At 45.5% G+C, this 17,558-nt stretch carries 17 protein-coding genes and 1 riboswitch; of the genes, 15 read left to right on the top strand and 2 right to left on the bottom strand.

The features are described from left to right. The first annotated feature begins 17 nt into the window (after nucleotides 1–17). The 13 genes from hisC (at nucleotide 18) to hcp (ending at nucleotide 14,408) form a co-directional block, all read left to right on the top strand. Nucleotides 18–1,076 carry a histidinol-phosphate transaminase gene (hisC, locus tag VB077_RS13655; protein ID WP_323415806.1) on the top strand — a complete coding sequence of 353 codons (1,059 nt, stop codon included), beginning with the start codon at nucleotides 18–20 and terminating at the stop codon, nucleotides 1,074–1,076. A gap of 17 nt (nucleotides 1,077–1,093) precedes the next feature. Further along, complete coding sequence (locus VB077_RS13650; RefSeq protein ID WP_323415827.1) at nucleotides 1,094–2,218, top strand: C4-dicarboxylate ABC transporter; 1,125 nt, start codon at nucleotides 1,094–1,096, stop codon at nucleotides 2,216–2,218. A gap of 10 nt (nucleotides 2,219–2,228) precedes the next feature. Beyond that, nucleotides 2,229–3,083 (top strand): hypothetical protein, encoded by an 855-nt coding sequence (locus VB077_RS13645; RefSeq protein WP_323415805.1) that lies wholly within the window; start codon nucleotides 2,229–2,231, stop codon nucleotides 3,081–3,083. Between the two features lie 158 nt (nucleotides 3,084–3,241). Continuing rightward, nucleotides 3,242–4,042 (top strand): amino acid ABC transporter substrate-binding protein, encoded by an 801-nt coding sequence (locus VB077_RS13640; protein WP_323415804.1) that lies wholly within the window; start codon nucleotides 3,242–3,244, stop codon nucleotides 4,040–4,042. A 107-nt stretch (nucleotides 4,043–4,149) separates the two neighbouring features. Then, nucleotides 4,150–4,803 carry an amino acid ABC transporter permease gene (locus VB077_RS13635; protein ID WP_323415803.1) on the top strand — a complete coding sequence of 218 codons (654 nt, stop codon included), beginning with the start codon at nucleotides 4,150–4,152 and terminating at the stop codon, nucleotides 4,801–4,803. A 33-nt stretch (nucleotides 4,804–4,836) separates the two neighbouring features. Continuing rightward, the gene (locus VB077_RS13630; RefSeq protein WP_416337067.1) at nucleotides 4,837–5,592 is read left to right on the top strand and encodes an amino acid ABC transporter ATP-binding protein; all 756 of its coding nucleotides are present in this window, start codon (nucleotides 4,837–4,839) and stop codon (nucleotides 5,590–5,592) included. A gap of 115 nt (nucleotides 5,593–5,707) precedes the next feature. Beyond that, a riboswitch (purine riboswitch) is annotated at nucleotides 5,708–5,809 on the top strand. Nucleotides 5,810–5,979: 170 nt separating this feature from the next. Beyond that, nucleotides 5,980–7,293 carry a nucleobase:cation symporter-2 family protein gene (locus VB077_RS13625; RefSeq protein ID WP_323415801.1) on the top strand — a complete coding sequence of 438 codons (1,314 nt, stop codon included), beginning with the start codon at nucleotides 5,980–5,982 and terminating at the stop codon, nucleotides 7,291–7,293. Nucleotides 7,294–7,390: 97 nt separating this feature from the next. Further along, nucleotides 7,391–8,191, top strand: coding sequence for a selenium cofactor biosynthesis protein YqeC (yqeC, locus tag VB077_RS13620; RefSeq protein WP_323415800.1), 801 nt, complete (start codon nucleotides 7,391–7,393; stop codon nucleotides 8,189–8,191). Continuing rightward, nucleotides 8,173–8,823 carry a nucleotidyltransferase family protein gene (locus VB077_RS13615; RefSeq protein ID WP_323415799.1) on the top strand — a complete coding sequence of 217 codons (651 nt, stop codon included), beginning with the start codon at nucleotides 8,173–8,175 and terminating at the stop codon, nucleotides 8,821–8,823. Before yqeC ends, VB077_RS13615 begins: the two co-directional genes overlap by 19 nt. Before the next feature lie 28 nt (nucleotides 8,824–8,851). After that, nucleotides 8,852–9,682, top strand: coding sequence for an FAD binding domain-containing protein (locus VB077_RS13610; RefSeq protein ID WP_323415798.1), 831 nt, complete (start codon nucleotides 8,852–8,854; stop codon nucleotides 9,680–9,682). Continuing rightward, a complete protein-coding gene (locus tag VB077_RS13605) occupies nucleotides 9,679–10,137 on the top strand; it encodes a (2Fe-2S)-binding protein (RefSeq protein ID WP_323415797.1) in 459 nt (152 codons plus the stop codon). Before VB077_RS13610 ends, VB077_RS13605 begins: the two co-directional genes overlap by 4 nt. Next, the gene (locus tag VB077_RS13600) at nucleotides 10,134–12,467 is read left to right on the top strand and encodes a xanthine dehydrogenase family protein molybdopterin-binding subunit (RefSeq protein ID WP_323415796.1); all 2,334 of its coding nucleotides are present in this window, start codon (nucleotides 10,134–10,136) and stop codon (nucleotides 12,465–12,467) included. The genes VB077_RS13605 and VB077_RS13600 overlap by 4 nt, the downstream gene beginning before the upstream one ends. A 291-nt stretch (nucleotides 12,468–12,758) precedes the next feature. Continuing rightward, nucleotides 12,759–14,408: a hydroxylamine reductase gene (gene hcp / locus VB077_RS13595; protein WP_323415795.1), complete on the top strand. Its 1,650-nt coding sequence runs from the start codon at nucleotides 12,759–12,761 to the stop codon at nucleotides 14,406–14,408. Between the two features lie 197 nt (nucleotides 14,409–14,605). Here hcp and VB077_RS13590 read toward each other — a convergent pair whose 3' ends face one another. Next, nucleotides 14,606–14,779: an aspartyl-phosphate phosphatase Spo0E family protein gene (locus VB077_RS13590; protein ID WP_323415794.1), complete on the bottom strand. Its 174-nt coding sequence runs from the start codon at nucleotides 14,777–14,779 to the stop codon at nucleotides 14,606–14,608. A 229-nt stretch (nucleotides 14,780–15,008) separates the two neighbouring features. On the opposite strand from VB077_RS13590, the gene VB077_RS13585 reads away from it, so the two are divergent. Then, nucleotides 15,009–15,470, top strand: a complete 462-nt coding sequence (locus VB077_RS13585; protein WP_323415793.1) for a hypothetical protein — start codon at nucleotides 15,009–15,011, stop codon at nucleotides 15,468–15,470. 125 nt (nucleotides 15,471–15,595) lie between these two features. Here the strand turns inward: VB077_RS13585 and VB077_RS13580 are convergent, their stop codons facing one another. Beyond that, nucleotides 15,596–16,378: an enoyl-CoA hydratase/isomerase family protein gene (locus tag VB077_RS13580; protein WP_416337065.1), complete on the bottom strand. Its 783-nt coding sequence runs from the start codon at nucleotides 16,376–16,378 to the stop codon at nucleotides 15,596–15,598. 215 nt (nucleotides 16,379–16,593) lie between these two features. Here VB077_RS13580 and VB077_RS13575 point away from each other — a divergent pair, with 215 nt between their 5' ends. After that, nucleotides 16,594–17,199: a TetR/AcrR family transcriptional regulator gene (locus VB077_RS13575; protein ID WP_323415791.1), complete on the top strand. Its 606-nt coding sequence runs from the start codon at nucleotides 16,594–16,596 to the stop codon at nucleotides 17,197–17,199. Nucleotides 17,200–17,558: the final 359 nt, after the last annotated feature.

Raw genomic sequence — 17,558 nt, 5'->3', positions numbered from 1 at the left:
GCAAAGGAGACTAAACTGTGAGTAAATATTGGAGTAAACTTGCTGCCGGTGTTGAGCCTTATGTACCGGGCGAACAGCCAAAAGATAAAAAGTACATCAAACTGAATACGAATGAAAATCCCTATCCTCCCTCAGCTAGAGTTCTTGAAGCGATTCGTGCTGCAGCCAATGAGAGTCTGAAGCTCTATCCCGATCCCAATGGCGAGGAATTAAAGAATACCCTAGCCGCTTATTATGGATTAAAGAAGGAGCAGATTTTTGTAGGGAATGGATCTGATGAAGTATTAGCCTTTTCGTTTATGGCCTTCTTCGATCCCGAACAGCCTATATTGTTTCCGGACATAACCTACAGTTTTTATCCTGTGTATGCTCGCTTATTTCAGATCGGCTATGAGCTCATTCCCCTGAACGAGGATTTTACACTTCCTGTGGAGCGGTTCCTTAAGCCCAACGGCGGAATTATCTTTCCGAATCCCAATGCCCCGACAGGCGAATATGTATCGCTTGAGGCCATTGAGAATATCCTGCGTCATAATCAGGAAAAGGTTGTGATCATCGATGAGGCCTATATTGATTTCGGGGGCGAGTCCGCTCAGCGCTTGGTGGATAAATACCCCAACCTGCTGGTTGTGCAGACCTTTTCCAAATCACGTTCGCTGGCAGGCTTGCGGGTTGGCTTTGCCCTTGGACATTGCGATTTGATTCAAGGCTTAGAAAGAATCAAGAATTCAATCAATTCCTATACCTTAGATCGCTTAGCTCTTGCCGGAGCGGTTGAGGCGGTTAAGGATGAAGCGTATTTTCAGACGACACGCCGCCGAATCATAGAGACTCGCGACAGAGTCATCGCTGAATTGCAAAAAATAGGCTTTAAGACAGGTCCTTCGCAGACGAATTTTATATTTATCACACACCCCCAGATTAAGGCGGAAGAACTGTTCGAGAAATTAAAAAATGAGGCGATCCTTGTTCGCTATTTTAAACAGCCGAAAATTGACAATTACCTGCGAGTCAGTATTGGCAGTGATCCGGAAATGGATCGCTTCTTAGAAGTACTTCGCAAGATTATCGGGTAAGAAGAAAGGTGACAGTGGTGCAAGAACGTCATTACATTAAATATTTAGCTCCGGCTTGGTTTGCGGTAATTATGGGGACAGGCGGGCTTGCCAATATCTTATATCTTTGGCGCGACTCCTTTTCCTTAGGTTACTTCTTAGGAATAGCCATCGCAGCTCTTGCCGATATTCTCTATTTTATCGTTTTAGTTCCTTGGATTCTCCGTTGGCTTTTTTACTATGAGTATGCTCGCCGCGATTTACAGCACCCACTGATCGGGAACTTCTTTGTGACGATGGCCATCGGAACTGCGATCTTGGGAACCAATATTTATCTGATCTGGAGTCCGCACTTGGGAGAAGTTTTAACCTTTAAGCTCATTTTTCCGCTATGGATAATCGCGGTTATCGTCGTGACTTTTTTTACGTTTTATATGACGTTTAGAATGATAAAGGCCCAAGAGACACCTGATCCGGAAATGATCAACTTCTCTTGGATTATGGCTCCGATTGCGAATATGGCCGTTTCCCTAATCGGCAATCCGGTGCTCACGCTTACGATCAAGCTCCATCCGGAATGGAGTTTATCCGTTCTTATCACAAATACGGTTTTATTCGGAATTGGTTTTTTCCTGTTTATTTTTATTAGCTCAATCGTTTTTGTACGCTTAGCTTTGCATCAACTGCCTTCCGCAGCAGCGACGCCGTCCTTCGGGATATTTCTAGGTGCGGTAGGGTTGGCAGCCAACGCGATGATTGATGCTTCAAAAAATGCTCAAACGATGGGACTTTTGGCCTCAACCCAACTTACAAATTTGATAGCGGTTGCGATTTGGGGCTTCGGTGTCTGGATTTTCGGAATCATAATTTTGATCTGTATCTACCAAATCCGCAGGGGCGGGATTCCGTTCAGCATGGGATGGTGGGCATTTATCTTCCCATTGGCTGCATATACGCTCGCTGGCCAAAAGATCACCGCCTGTTTTGGAAGCTCACTGACTGCAGGCTATACCCTGTTTCTAACGGTGATCTTATTTATGCTTTGGCTCTATACCTTTGCGCGGACCATGAGAGGTGCGATAAACGGCACGCTTTTTACGGGAACTCCGATCGTCCATCTCAAGGTTTGCAACCCTTCAACGCGGCAAGTCAAGATGCCATAAGGAGTCGAATATGAAACAAGCCATTCGATACTCAATATACAGCCCCTGCGGCAATGATACAGCATTAGTCCAAGGCATGAATTTCAGTCAGACATTGATGAAAAGAATAAATGATACGATTATGAAAAGACATGCGAACGTTGAACAGGTAGGCTTTATCGATACTGAAGGATCTCCGAAGCTGATCATGGCAGGGGGCGAATTTTGCGGGAATGCAACACGATGTGCGGCTTATGCTTACCTTAACGGTAAAATCGGTGAAATAAAAATCAAGGTATCGGGAGCAAAGGGCGTATTAAGAGCCGGTGTAGATCAAGCGGGCAATGTATGGTCGCAAATCCCTGTTTATGCAGCGAACGATGCTGTTACAGCTCTCCAACCCGGAATTACTAAGGTCAAGATGGAGGGAATAACCCATATCCTTGTGGAAGCGGAAAGGGCTAAGCCATATTTAGAAGACAAAAATAAGCTTAAAGAATCGGCAATGAAAATCATCAAGCAAGCTTCGGTTAACGAAGCGGAAGCCGTTGGCGTCATCTTTATCGAAAAGATGGATCAAAGACTGAAAATCAATCCGGTCGTCTGGGTAAGATCCATTGATACGCTGTTTTATGAAACCGCATGCGGAAGCGGTACGGTTGCTATCGGTATATTAGAGAGTTTAAAACAAGGCTCGCAACAAGGCTCAAAACGAAGCCTAAATCAAAGATTGGAAGTTTTACAGCCGTCAGGGCAGGTCATCTCTACGGCTGTTTCCTTGAAAAACGGATTAGTCGTCGATTCAATCATATCAGGGAAGGTTCATACCGATGGAGTTCTAAGAGCAATCGAAGCAGAAAATGTGAAAGAGAAAGTAAGGGCCTGATTAACAAGTTAACAAGAATCCGAGAAAATGACAGCAAATAAAAGTATGCGGAGACATGTCTCTAAAAACCTTTAATAATTGACTTATTTATCACTTTACCTCTTTAGTATGTTAAAGTAAAATAGGAACATACAATATTAAAGGATAGGAGATATTCTATGAAAAAGATCGTAAGTGCGCTTCTTCTTGTAGTCATGAGTGGGTTATTGTTAACGGGTTGCGGAAATACCGGTACTCAAGATGCGGGGAAGAAAGCTGAGACAAAAACACCTCAGAAAATTGTGATTGGTTTGGATGATACCTTCGCACCCATGGGTTTCCGCGATGAAAATAACAATCTTGTCGGTTTTGATGTTGAAATGGCCAAAGAGGCGGCCTCACGCTTGAATATGGAAATCGAATTCAGACCGATTGATTGGAATAGTAAGGAAGTCGAATTAAACAGCAAGAAAGTCGATGTCCTTTGGAATGGTTTAACGATTACCGAAGATCGAAAGAAAAACATCGCCTTCACTAAGCCTTACATGGCCAACCAACAAATCATTGTTGTGCCGGCAAACTCGACCATTAAGACGAAAGCAGATCTCGCGGGTAAGGTTGTCGGAACACAGGACGGAAGTACAAGTGTTGATGCCATCAATAATGAACCCCAGGTTAAAAAGTCGTTCAAGGAACTCAAACTGTATGGTGATTTTTCACAGGCATTGATGGATTTAAAAACTAGCCGCCTCGATGCGGTCGTTATCGATGAAATCGTCGGACGCTATTACACCGCTAAAAAGCCCGGGGAATATACCATTTTAACGGATACCTTCGGAACTGAAGATTATGGCGTAGGGTTCCGGAAGGATGATACCGAACTCCTGAACAAAGTCGATAAAGTGCTTGATGATATGAAAGCAGATGGTACCGCTGCTAAAATTTCCGAGAAATGGTTCGGGAAAAATATTGTTAAATAAAGTATTATAAAGTATCATAAAGAAAGTCAATAAGACCGGCCGATGGTTACACCATTGGCCTTTTCTAAGTTTTTAAATATTTTGATCAGGAAGGTTTGGGGGCAACAATGGAGTATCTATCATCGATAATTGGGCCTATGCTTGAGGGCACAACAGTTACATTACAAATGTTCTTTGCAACAATCATACTTTCTTTGCCCTTGGGTTTGTTCATTGCCATAGGGCGAATTTCCCGTTTTAGGCCGTTAAAATCCTTTCTTGGATTTTATATATGGCTATTGCGGGGAACTCCGCTGATGCTGCAGCTCTTATTCGTCTATTATGCCTTGCCGTTCGTGCCGGGAATCAGCATTACCCTCACAGACTTTCAGGCTGCGCTTGTGGCTTTTGTCTTAAACTATGCGGCCTACTTTGCGGAGATCTTTCGCGCGGGTATTCAGTCGATTGATCGGGGACAATTCGAAGCGGCGAAAGTACTGGGAATGACCTATAGTCAAACGATGCGCCGGATTGTTTTGCCGCAGGTGATCCGGAATGTCTTGCCACCGGTGAGCAATGAAACGATTACGCTTGTCAAAGATACCTCCTTAATCTATGTTTTGGCGATGAATGATTTGATGCGGACAGCACAATCCTTTGTTAAGCGGGATTTTAACATGATGCCGTTTATTGTAGCCGCTGTTTTCTATCTGGCGATGACATTTGTTCTGACTAAAGTTTTCCATAGACTTGAAAAACGCTACGGTGCTTATGCGGAGTAGGGGAAGGTGAATACCATGGAAAATAAAGAAATGATGATTCGAGCTATAAATCTTCATAAACATTTCAAGCAGTTTGAAGCCCTTAAAGGCGTTTCCCTTGAGGTGGCCAAAGGCGAAGTTGTGGCAATTATCGGTCCTTCAGGTTCCGGCAAGAGTACTTTTCTGCGCTGCTTAAACCGCCTGGAGACGATCGATGAGGGTTTGATTGAAATTGAAGGGGAAGAATTGGTTTCAACAGATTATCAGGGTAAAGTCCAGTATGTCAATGAAAATGATGCACGCTTGATATGCCAGAAGATGGGAATGGTATTTCAGCAATTCAATCTTTTTCCGCATTTAACGGTCCTGCAAAATGTAATGGAAGCGCCTATCACGGTCAAAGGGGTTAAAGCTCAGGAGATTTTACCCGTAGCGCAGGAACTGTTAAGAAAAGTCGGCCTTGAGGATAAAATGGCCACTTATCCCTCGCGCTTATCCGGCGGTCAGAAGCAGCGCGTGGCTATTGCCCGGGCGTTAGCCATGAAGCCGGATATTATGCTGTTCGATGAGCCGACATCGGCTTTAGATCCGGAGTTAACCGGTGAGGTCTTAAGGTCCATGCGGCAATTGGCTGAGGAGCATATGACGATGATTGTTGTGACCCATGAAATGGGCTTTGCGCGGGAAGTCGCCAACCGCGTTATTTTCATGGACAAAGGGGAGATTATTGAAGAAGGAACGCCGCAGGAAATCTTCGAGAATCCATCCCAATCCAGAACACAGTCTTTTTTAAGCGTAGTTGCGGAGTAAAGCGGAGTTGCTAAGCAATAAATACGAACAATAACTTTTTGTTATAAAATAATGTTCGAAAAAGGGTTGACCCCTTGGAAGCCGTATTGTAATATAAATACGTTCTTACAGATTATCCGTATTTTTCAATCTAGTTCATATAATCGCAGAAATAAGGTCTGCAAGTTTCTACCGGGCTGCCGTAAATGGCCCGACTATGAGCGGAAGTGTACCTAGGGTTGGCGACAGATACAGTTAATCCAAGTGGTACAGATTCAGAGTTAAGCACACTGAATTACACCGAAGGGATAAAAACCCAGGCGGGTAGGTTTCTCTCACATTAAAGAGGAGAAATCTGCCCGTTTTTTTATTTCATTTTACTAAAAGAATGGGGAGGAAAATTTTAAAATGTCTATCGGAATGAGTAAACATCCTGTGGATAAGGTGCTGCCGGCTGGGAAACTATTTCTCTACGGGTTGCAGCATGTTCTGGCAATGTATGCCGGGGCTGTAGCCGTTCCTTTAATTATTGCGGCGGCGGCAGGCCTTACGAAAGAACAAACGGCTTTTCTGATCAATGCGGACTTATTTACATGCGGTATTGCGACTCTTCTTCAAACATTGGGAATTTGGAAGTTGGGAATTCGGCTTCCTGTGATCCAAGGGGTAACCTTTGCGGCAGTAACCCCTATGGTTATGATGGCCAAATCAGGTGGGATGACCGTTATTTTTGGTTCAGTCATCATCGCGGGTTTAGTCACATTTTTGATTGCTCCGTTTTTCGGGAAAATGGTTCGCTTTTTCCCGCCTGTAGTTACAGGAAGTGTTATTACCATTATCGGTGTTTCTCTTTTGCAGGTCGGTGTAAACTGGGCAGCCGGCGGAGTAGGCAACCCCAATTACGGTTCACCCATCTTTTTGGTGGTTTCGGGGATTGTCTTATTAGCGATCCTTTTGATCAATAAATATTTTAAAGGTTTTATTGCCAATATTGCGGTTTTGCTGGGTTTGGTCGTGGGGATGATTATTGCTATGCCCCTTGGACTTGTCGATTTTTCGGGAGTGGGGACAGCCGCTTGGTTCGGCATTGATACCCCCTTCTATTTTGGAATGCCCAAATTTGATGCCGGCGCTATCATTTCGATGATTTTGGTGATGCTTGTTGTTATGGTTGAATCAACCGGTGATTTCTTAGCGATTGGCGAAATGGTCGACAAAAAGATCGGCGAAGAAGATTTAACACGAGGACTTCGGGCCGACGGTTTAGCAACAATGCTGGGCGGTGTTTTCAATGCGTTTCCCTATACGGCCTTTGCCCAAAACGTCGGACTTGTCGCTCTGACCGGAGTTAAAAGCCGTTTCGTTGTTGCGACTTCGGGAATTATTTTAGTCACGATGGGACTTTTCCCTAAATTAGCAACGATTATTGCCTCTCTTCCAAACGCTGTTCTCGGAGGTGCAGGAATTGCGATGTTTGGAATTGTGGCAGCCAATGGGATCAAGACCTTATCGAAAGTCGATTTTGAAAAGAATCCTCATAACCTGTTCATCGTTGCGATTAGCATCGGTATTGGTCTTATTCCGTTAGTGGCTCCGGACTTTTTCAAATTGTTCCCTGACTGGAGCCAAACCATCGTTCATAGCGGGATTACCCTGGGATCGGTAGTTGCCATTGTTTTGAATGTTTTCTTTAACGGATCAGGAGAAAAAGTCACGCAATAATTAAAAAGATTGTTGTCGGAGACTGGTCAATAATGAAGTTTTTTGGCATACTAGAATGGGTTAAGCTTAAATTAGAATTAAACGGAGGTTTAAGGCATTGGACAAGTTAGGTATTCCTAACGAAGCATCTGCCTCCGGAAACCTTTGGGAAATGGTACGGAGAGCCCGAGTGACAACGTTCATTGGAGCGGGTGGCAAAACGACGTGCCTGAACAGTTTGGCGCAAGAAATTGCCCAAATAGGGGAACCCGTAATAGCCACAACGACAACAAAAGTATATCCGTCAGCTTTTCCCTCGCTTTGTAAAAATGCGGGGGAATTCCCGTTTTTAGAAAAAGGTTTCCCCTGTTTTTGGTATGCGGATATCGAGGAAGAGAGCGGTAAATGGCGGGGAATCCCTGTAGAAATGCTTGAGCGGGTGATACAGGAGGAAGGCCGCAGGTTCTTCTGGGTTATTGAAGGTGACGGTGCCCGGGAGCACCGACTGAAATGCTGGGCGTCTCATGAACCTCAAATACCCGGTGCCACAGAATCTGCGGTGCTTGTGATCGACGGACATTTATGGGGCAAGACGCTTCAAGAGGACGAAATTCATCGCCCTGAGCTTTGTCCTCAATTGGCCGGACAGATTTGGGGTTCGGAATTAGCCTGGGAATACATTCTGAGTTCCCCAGTTTTCAGGAGGGAGTATCGGGAGATATCCTGGGTTGTTCTTTTTAATGTATGGAAGGACTTGGCCAGCGATTCATCACAAGACATTTTGGATTCTGCGCTCCATCAGCTGCAGCATACAGCTTTGCGGAGCATTACCAAAGACTCCTTTCAACGCCCTCATCATTTAAGGATAGCATCAGGTGATGCAAAGGAGGGAAGACTGCAATGGTTCGATTTGTGGTGATGGCTTCAGGTCAGGCCACCCGGATGGGGCAGGATAAACTGAGCTTGCCCTGGAAGAACACAACGGTTTTGGCTTATGTCTTAAATACGATTCGTGAGTCTCTTGAACTGTTGGACCCCCCATTTTTTGAAGTCCCTGCCGAAATTTGGGTGGTGGCTCGCAAGACAAGCCAGGTTTATATGAAGGGTTTAAATGAGTTTGGGGAAGGCGTATTTAAGCAAGTATGGATCAATCAGCCCACGATACGGCCGCTTTCTGATACAATACGTCTGGGACTTACAGATCTTCCCCAAGAAAGTGCAGGGATATGTTTCGTTCCTGCCGATCAAGTAGGCCTAGAACCTCGATTATTGGCCGATTTGATCCGCTGTTTTTTAGAGAAGCGGCCGGATTTTCTTATTCCAAGTACAGAAGGCTGCGCAGGGGTCAAAGGTAAGGGGAAAACCGGCTCCCCCGTCTTTTTCCACCGCCGTTATATAGAGGATTTGCGCTCATTGCAAGGGGAGCAAGGGGGAAGAGCAGTCCTGAAGCAATACCCTGAGCGATGGTTGACGTATCCTGTCCCCGAAACATTTATGGAGGATATCGATACACCTGAAGATTATCGGCGTTTAGCCGCATTAACAAAATGAATTGAAATCCATCAAAGGAGAGATTTTGGTGTTCACAATACGTGAATTAGTGCAACCGGAAACCCTTGAAGAAGCCTATTCGACGCTGATCAGCCGCAACCCGAACACGGTGCTGGGCGGTTGTGCATTCTTAAAGATGGGCTCGAAGCGGATTGGGACAGCGATTGATTTATCAAGTCCTAAGTTAGGCCTTAAAGGAATTCGCGAGGAGGCGGATCGCTTTGAAATCGGAGCGATGACGACCTTGCGGGAAATTGAAACGTATCCGGCATTTCAAGAGTTTTATCAAGGTATCCTTCCTCAAGCCGTTCGGGACATTATTGGAGTGCAGTTTAGAAACAGCGTAACGGTCGGGGCTTCTGTCTTTTCCAGATATGGCTTTTCAGATCTGATTACAGCTTTGCTGGCGCTTAATGCGGAAGTGGAATTATTCCACGGGGGCAGAATGAGTTTGCAGGCGTTTTTAGATAAACCTTATGAAAAAGATATTTTAGTGAAGGTTAGGCTGCAAAAGAATGAGCGGAAAGCATCCTATCAAAGTTTAAGAAACTCGGTGAGTGATTATGCCATTCTGAATGTCGCCGTTTCTGAGCTTCAGGGTCAATGGCGGATCGTCGTCGGCGCAAGACCCCAGCGGGCAAAGCTTGCCGAAAGAGCCTCACAGAAACTCTCTGAACTTGCCGGCGAAAACGGAGCTCTGCGGAATAATGATGAAAATGCTTTAAAACAGTTAGAGGATATTGCCAAAATTGCGGCTGAGGAATTGGCCTTTGGTACAAATATGCGGGGAAGTGCTGAATATCGACAAGCCGTTTGTCCGGTATTGGTTAAAAGAGCCCTTATGGAGGTCCTGAAATGAAGATCGAATTTACGATAAACGGCAAAAAAGCAGCCTGGGACGTTGCTCCCGATGATCTATTAGCAGATACTCTGCGGGCGCATGGCTTTTTAAGCGTCAAAAAAGCGTGCAATACAAGCTGCTGCGGCTTGTGTACGGTTTGGGTCGATGGCCAGCCCACGCTTTCCTGCACTATGCTTTCGGCGCGGGCAAACGGGAAAACAATTACAACCTTGGAAGGCGTGCAAATGGAAGCAGAAGAGTTTGCTAAAATCCTGACCTCTGAAGGAGCAGAACAGTGCGGTTTCTGCAGCCCCGGTTTTGTCATGAATGTCCTGGCCATGAAGAAGGAACTTAAGAATCCTACAGATGAAGAAATCATCCATTACCTGACAGGGAACCTTTGCCGCTGTACAGGCTATATGGGACAACTGCGGGCGGTCAAGACCTATCTGGGGGTGAATTCGGCACAATGAGCAAAAAAGTAATCGGTCAAAAAAAGCCAAAAATAGACGGTATGGCGTTAGCAACGGGAAAACCGGCCTATACCGATGATATTGCTAATCCCAATGCCCTGGTTGTCAAGCTGCTGCGCAGTCCGCATGCCTTCGCGCGGATTAAATCGATCGATACATCCCGTGCGGAAAAGCTCGATGGCGTTGAGGCTTTTTTTACCTATAAAGATGTACCCCAAACACGCTTTACTTTAGCCGGTCAATCCAATCCGGAAGTATCTCCGTATGATCGCCTGATTTTGGATGAGCTGGTCCGCTATGTCGGGGATGAAGTTGCGATTGTTGCCGCAACCGATGAAAAAACAGCCCTCAAAGCTCTGAAGCTGATCAAAGTCGCGTATGAAGTGCTTGATCCGGTCCTTGATTTTGAGCAGGCGGCAGACAATCCAACCGTGGTTCATCCGGAAGATAATGTTCATTTAAACTTTGAGATCGGTATGGAGAAGTCGAAAAATATCGTGGCGACCGATATTCAGGTTGTCGGCGACATCGACAAGGAATTGAGCAAGTGTGATGTCGTAACCGAAGGTGTATATTATCCGCAGGCGCAAGCCCATGCCATGATGGAAACCTATCGGGCGTATACGTATATGGACCCGTTTGGACAGATCGTAGTGGTCAGCTCGACCCAGGTTCCTTTCCATCTCCGTCGCCATGTAGCGCGTGCGCTGGAACTGCCGATGAGCAAAGTCCGCGTGATTAAACCGAGAATCGGGGGAGGTTTCGGCGGCAAACAAACGGTCTCAGGCGACCTCTTTGCTGCTTTTGTAACCTATAAAACCGGTAAGCCGGCGAAGATCATCTATGATCGCCAGGAAACCTTTACTTGTACGACAAGCCGGCACGCGATGCGCTTAAAGGTGCGTATCGGAGCGGATCAGGAAGGCTTTATCCGGGTTATCGATCTTGATGTTTTATCTGATACCGGGGCTTATGGCGAACATGCGTCCACCGTTTTAGGCTGTGTCGGCCATTATACGCTGCCGCTCTACAGCAAGATGCGGGCGATCCGGTTTGTCGGTCACGCTGTTTATACGAATAAGATGCCGGCAGGTGCCTTCCGTGGTTACGGGGCGACCCAAGGGACGTTTGCGCTTGAATCGACAATCAACAAGCTGGCCCACGAATTGGGTATGGACCCGACCGAGCTGCGCCTTAAAAATATTATCCGGGAAGGGGAGACAGCCCTTCACTGGGAAGATGGGACTCGCTTAGGAAGTACGGCTCTTGACCGCTGCATCCGCAAAGGCAAAGAAATGATCGGCTGGGAGGAAAAAGGTCTTCGCCGCCGGGTTGGCCCGCATAAGGTCCGCGGTCTGGGCATGGCGGTCACGATGCAAGGCTCGGGAATCGCTTACATTGATACGGCTTCGGCCGAGATTCGCTTAAATGATATGGGTGACTATGTGCTGATGCATGGCGCGACAGATAATGGGATGGGTGCCGACACGATTCTTGCTCAGATGGCGGCAGAGGTTCTGGAAACAGAAATGGATCATATTATCGTGCGTTCCCTTGATACCGATTATTCACCCTATGATCCGGGCTCATATGCTTCGAGCGGCACTTATGTCAGCGGATCAGCCGTTGTCAAAGCGGCCGAGAATCTGAAAGTCAAGATTCTGGAAGAGGCTGCTCATTATTTGGAAGTTCCGGTCGGGGAAGTGGAGCTGACGAAGGAAGCGGTACACTGGGTTCCGAATGCCGGGGAGGATCGCTTAAACGGGGATGCAAATCCCAAGCCCAAAGCCGTGAGTTTAGTTGAATTAGCGGAACGGTCTGTTTTGGGCTCAGGCAAAAATCAATTGGTCGGGCAAGCGACCTTTGGCAGCGAAATTTCTCCGCCGCCTTATGTTGCCGGTTTCGCCGAAGTAGAAGTCGATCAGGAAACAGGCAAGGTTGATCTGATTCAATTTGTCGCTGTCGCAGACTGCGGAACAGTGATCAATCCGAATCTCGCACGCATTCAGGTGGAAGGCGGCGTTGCTCAAGGCATCGGGATGGCCCTTTATGAAGATGTAAAATATGATAAGCAGGGGAGAATGCTCAGTGACTCATTCATGCAGTATAAAATCCCGACGCGCAAGGATGTAGGTACGATTCGAGTGGCCTTTGAAGAAAGCTATGAACCCACCGGTCCCTTTGGGGCAAAATCAGTGGGGGAAGTGGTCGCCAATACGCCGGCACCGGCGATTACGGAAGCGGTCTATAATGCAGTAGGCGTAAGAGTTACTGATCTGCCGATTACTCCTGAAAAGTTATTTATGAGGATGTCTGAACAGAATAGCTAGAATTTAAGCAGCTTTTCGTTCGTTATACCTTTGGCACACATATGGTACACATAGCTGTGGGGGCTGTTGCATTGCAACAGTCCTTTTTACTAACCGAAAGTATAAGTTTTGGGCAGATAAACTCAAAGTGCAACCAACGGTTTTCTTTACTTTAGTTGAGTGTGCTTATTATCACACTTAAATGCCGCTCTAATCACGGAATGCAACTATGAATCACATTATAATAAATCTTGTCAGATGGAGATGCACCGATCGAGATTTTAAAATTATAAAATATTGGAGGGTTTTAAAATGAGCATGTTCTGTTTTCAATGTCAAGAAACAGCGAAGGGAACGGGTTGCACCGTAAGAGGGGTCTGCGGAAAGACCGAAAATGTCGCTAAGTTACAAGACTTATTAATTTATGTTCTAAAGGGGATTTCAATTTACGCGGTTCAAGCTCGTGACCTTGGGGTTATACGTCAAGATATCGATAAATTTATAATGGAAGGGCTTTTTGCAACAATCACCAATGCTAACTTTGATAAAGCCCGTTTTGTAGAATTGGTTCGTGAAGGTTTGAAACTTCGCGAAGAAATGAAACAAGAAGTCGTCAAGGCCGGCGGCGTAATTCCTGCTAAACTGCATGATTCCGCAACCTGGACAGCTGATACGATTGAAGCCTTTGAAGAAAAGGCTGCACATGTCGGTGTATTGGCAACGGAAAATGAAGACATCCGTTCCTTGCGCGAACTGTTGACATACGGACTTAAAGGAATAGCGGCATATGCTGAGCATGCTTTCACTTTAGGCTATAATGATCCAAGTATTTTCGGATTTATGGTTAAAGGGCTTGCAGCGGTAACGGATGACAGCTTGACTGTAGACGAGCTTGTCGGGCTGGTGCTTGAAGCCGGAAAATATGGCGTTGACGTGATGGCCCTTTTGGATAAAGCCAATACCACAACCTATGGCAGCCCTGAAGTCACCAAGGTTAACATTGGTGTTCGCAATAACCCGGGAATACTCATCAGTGGTCATGATCTCAAAGACCTTGAGGAACTATTGATCCAAACCGAAGGAACTGGCGTCGATGTTTATACACATGGCGAAATGCTTCCGGCTCACTACTATCCGGCTTTTAAGAAATATGCACACTTTGCCGGAAACTATGGCAATGCTTGGTGGAAGCAAGACAAAGAATTTGATTCTTTCAATGGCCCGATTCTTTTGACGACGAACTGCTTAGTTCCGCCGAAGGACAGCTACAAAGATCGCCTCTTTACGACAAGTGTTGTCGGTTATGAAGGGGTTAAACACATCCCGGATCGTGTTGCGGGTCAAGCCAAAGATTTCTCAGCGATCATTGAGCTTGCTAAAAAATGTCCCGCTCCGACTGAAATCGAAACAGGTGAAATCGTAGGCGGCTTTGCCCATGACCAAATTTTCGCGGTTGCCGATAAAGTCGTTGATGCTGTTAAGAGCGGAGCCATTAAACATTTCTTTGTTATGGCAGGCTGTGACGGACGGATGAAGAGCCGTGAGTATTATGCTGATTTTGCTAAAGCACTTCCGAAAGATACCGTCATTTTGACAGCAGGCTGCGCGAAATATAAATACAACAAACTTGATCTCGGAGAAATCGGGGGAATTCCCAGAGTCCTTGATGCAGGTCAATGCAACGACTCCTACTCTTTAGCCGTTACGGCTCTTAAACTGAAAGAAATCTTTGGTTTGGACGATGTTAATAAACTTCCGATCTCCTATAACATTGCCTGGTATGAGCAAAAGGCGGTTATCGTACTCTTAGCCCTTCTCTACCTCGGAGTGAAAAACATTCACCTTGGACCGACCTTACCCGGCTTCCTATCTCCAAATGTGGTTAATGTTCTTGTCAATAACTTTGGCATTGCGGGAATCACCGATGTTGAAAATGACATGAAGATTTTCTTGGGCGAATAATCAGATATGCAGTATCACTTCTCGTGATCTATGCATGACAAAACAGTCCGTTGGCTCAAAAAAGGCCAACGGACTGTTTTAGTTTTAAACATATGTTTACTTTTCTGCCGTAGGACATACGGTTTAAGCCTGGGGACTATACGGCAAAAGTCAGCCGTATGAACCAGGAATCCCCCGGCTTTAGTCGTGGGGAGAAGTCAATGAAAACGTTTTTTATATTGTGTATTGGTACTTTTTTGTTGATATTCATTAAGAAATGTATCCAGGAGCTGGCTTAATTGAACAACTTCGGGGTCAGTAAGCGCTTTTTCCTGCGCCACTTCATATAAAGACAGTCGTAATTTTTCAATACATATTTTCAGTTGTTCCATGCCAATAGATACGCCCCTTCGAATGATATAACTAAGACTATTATATATTGGTTAGGCCACCATGCCAATGGAGCATTTTATAATCTTTTGATAATTTATTTGTCCAATATGCACAAATTGGAAGTCTTTTTTTCAAAAGTTTCTTTTATAGGGTTAAGTGTAGCCAAAGTCCGAAAGGAAGAATATCCTAATTTATACCATATAATTCCATAAAAGAGGAGGAGAAATTATGCCATTTGGAAGTTTCATACAGGGTAACCTTCCTCCTAATCCCCGGGGTATGAATTTCTTGGGTCAGTCCAATGGGTTGAATATGGGTAACCCGATGCCGCCGTCTAATTTCTTGATGAATGGTATGGGGACCGGGGGGCCCGGTGCCGTTTTCGGCGGTGGTTATCCGAAGCCGGGGATCGGGGGCAGGGGATTTTTTCAGCAAGGCTATCCGCAGCAGGGCTACCCACAACAGGGTGTTCCACAGCGAGGGATTCCCTGGCAAGGTTATCCTCCACAGGGTCCCCTCACGCAGGGATTGCCTCCACAGACTTATCAGCCCTATCCGGCCCAGTTTTCATCACAACCCTACCAACCGCCTTATCAGGGTCAACCCCAGGTTTTTCAGCCGGAAGCCCCCCAGAAAAGCGGAGGAATTAAGGGCTTGATCAGCCGCTTTATGGCGGGCCGTAAAGGCTAGGCGTGTGGTAAAAATAACGGGCGTGTGGTAAAAATAACAGGCGTGAGCAAAAATAAAAGCCGGTTTTCCTTAGGCTAAGGAGAAACCGGCTTTCATTTATTATAAACTATTTCTTAAACTATTCCCTATTTCCCGGAGAACTTAGGCTCCCGCTTTTCCAGGATAGACTGAACAGCTTCCGCTTTATCAGCTGTTCCCATGCAAAAGGTAGAAGCAACTTCTTCGTACATCAACCCAATATCAAGCGGGGTATCCACAGCAAGGTTAATAGCCTTTTTGGCAAAGCGGACGGCGAGCGGTGGCATACTCGCAATTCTTTCAGCCATCTTGACCGCTTCCGGCAGAAGCTCGTCCGCCGGGACAACACGATCGACCAAGCCGATGCGGGCCGCCTCCTGTGCATCAATGGTTTCCGCTGTCAAAATGAGACGTTTGGCTTGGCTTGGACCGACAACTCGCGTTAAACGCTGAGTTCCTCCCATATCCGGATTGAGACCCAGACGAACCTCATTTATAGAAAAGGTAGCCTCACTCGAAGCAATGCGGATATCTCCGCTCAAGGCCAGTTCTAAACCGCTTCCGACTGTAATTCCATTGATAGCCATGATGACAGGTTTGAGATGGCGTTCCCAGCGGGTATTGATGGCTTGGAAACGAGAGAGCTCTAAGGAAATAAAATGGGAGTCAAGCCCGGAAAGAAGGCTTAAATCCGCGCCCGCACAGAAAAACTTTGAACCGGCACCGGTAAAGACAATCGCTCGAATTTCATCGTTTTTCTGGAGTTCAGTTTGAAGTTCCTCCATCTCAAGATACGTTTCTTTGGTCCAGGGGTTTCCCTTTACCGGACGGTTAAGAGTGACTAGGGCAACCTGATCTCTAAATTCGAGGGTAAAATCTCTGTAATTCATCAAATTCGGTGCTCCTCTCTAAGAATAAATGACCTTAGAAGTGAATACTCATTCAGTATAGAAAGTATACCATATAATGGAGATTATAATGAAGATTGTGAAAAGAAAAATATGTAAAATTAACAGAAATATGTTTATTTTTGTATTGAGAGATGGTAAGATAAAAACACAATAATGAATGATCATTCATTTGCGAAGAAGAGGATGGCTTAAACATGACAGCAGCACGCGAAGACAAATTCCAAAGGATCCTGGATGCGGCGACTGAGGCCTTCGCCGAGTCCGGATATCATCAATGCCAAGTTTCGAAAATCGCTCGCTTAGCCGGGGTCGCAGATGGCACAATCTATCTTTATTTTAAAAATAAAGAGGAAATATTGATCCGGCTTTTCGAAGTACGCATGGGAAATTTTATAACCCGTATTCGTGCCGAACTGGAGTCGTGTCAAACGACAAGAACACGTCTCAGAGCAATCATCCAGACTCATTTCTCATACATGGCGAATGATCGCTCATTAGCGGTGGTAACCCAGTTTGAGCTGAGACAGCCTAATCCCAGTTTGCGTGCGGCTATTTCCGGGCCTTTGCGTGATTATTTTCGATTGATTGAGGGGGTGGTTCAAGAGGGAATAAAGCGCCGGGAGGTTGCTCCGGTCAATGTTAAGCTTGCTCGTCAGATGATTTTTGGCACGATTGATGAAGCGACAACGGATTGGCTTATGGCTCGAACAGAGCGAAATCTGCTGAATGAAGTTGACCCTATGCTGGATTTGTTTGCCCGGGCCTTTGATTTACCCAGAGACCTAACAAAAGTAGACTAATTGCCTTTTTTACCTCAGATGTGACTGAGCAGTCACTCATAATTCATGATTATCCTTACTTATTTACCTTGTCAATTACTCGTGATTTAATTACGATCGAAAATGATTGAAAATGCTTGTAAAAATAAGCTCTTCAGCACCATAGAAATCAGAATAATCGGAAAAATGGGATAATATAAAAGATTAAGACACTGAGCTTATCGGATATCCAGTTCCAGAGAGTCCTTCGGTAATATGTCAAGACCTTAAAAATTTCGGTCAATCTTTTCAGGATGCTAGTTAACCTAAAAAAGGCAATAAAAAACCTACCCATTTCCAAAATATAGTGGAAATAAGTTGCAAAAATGGGATTTGTGCTT

It is taken from the genome of Desulfitobacterium sp. (assembly GCF_034927245.1).
GTDB lineage: Bacteria > Bacillota > Desulfitobacteriia > Desulfitobacteriales > Desulfitobacteriaceae > Desulfitobacterium_A.
Note: the sequence above shows the minus strand (reverse complement) of the source record. Positions and strands in the feature narration are given on the sequence as shown.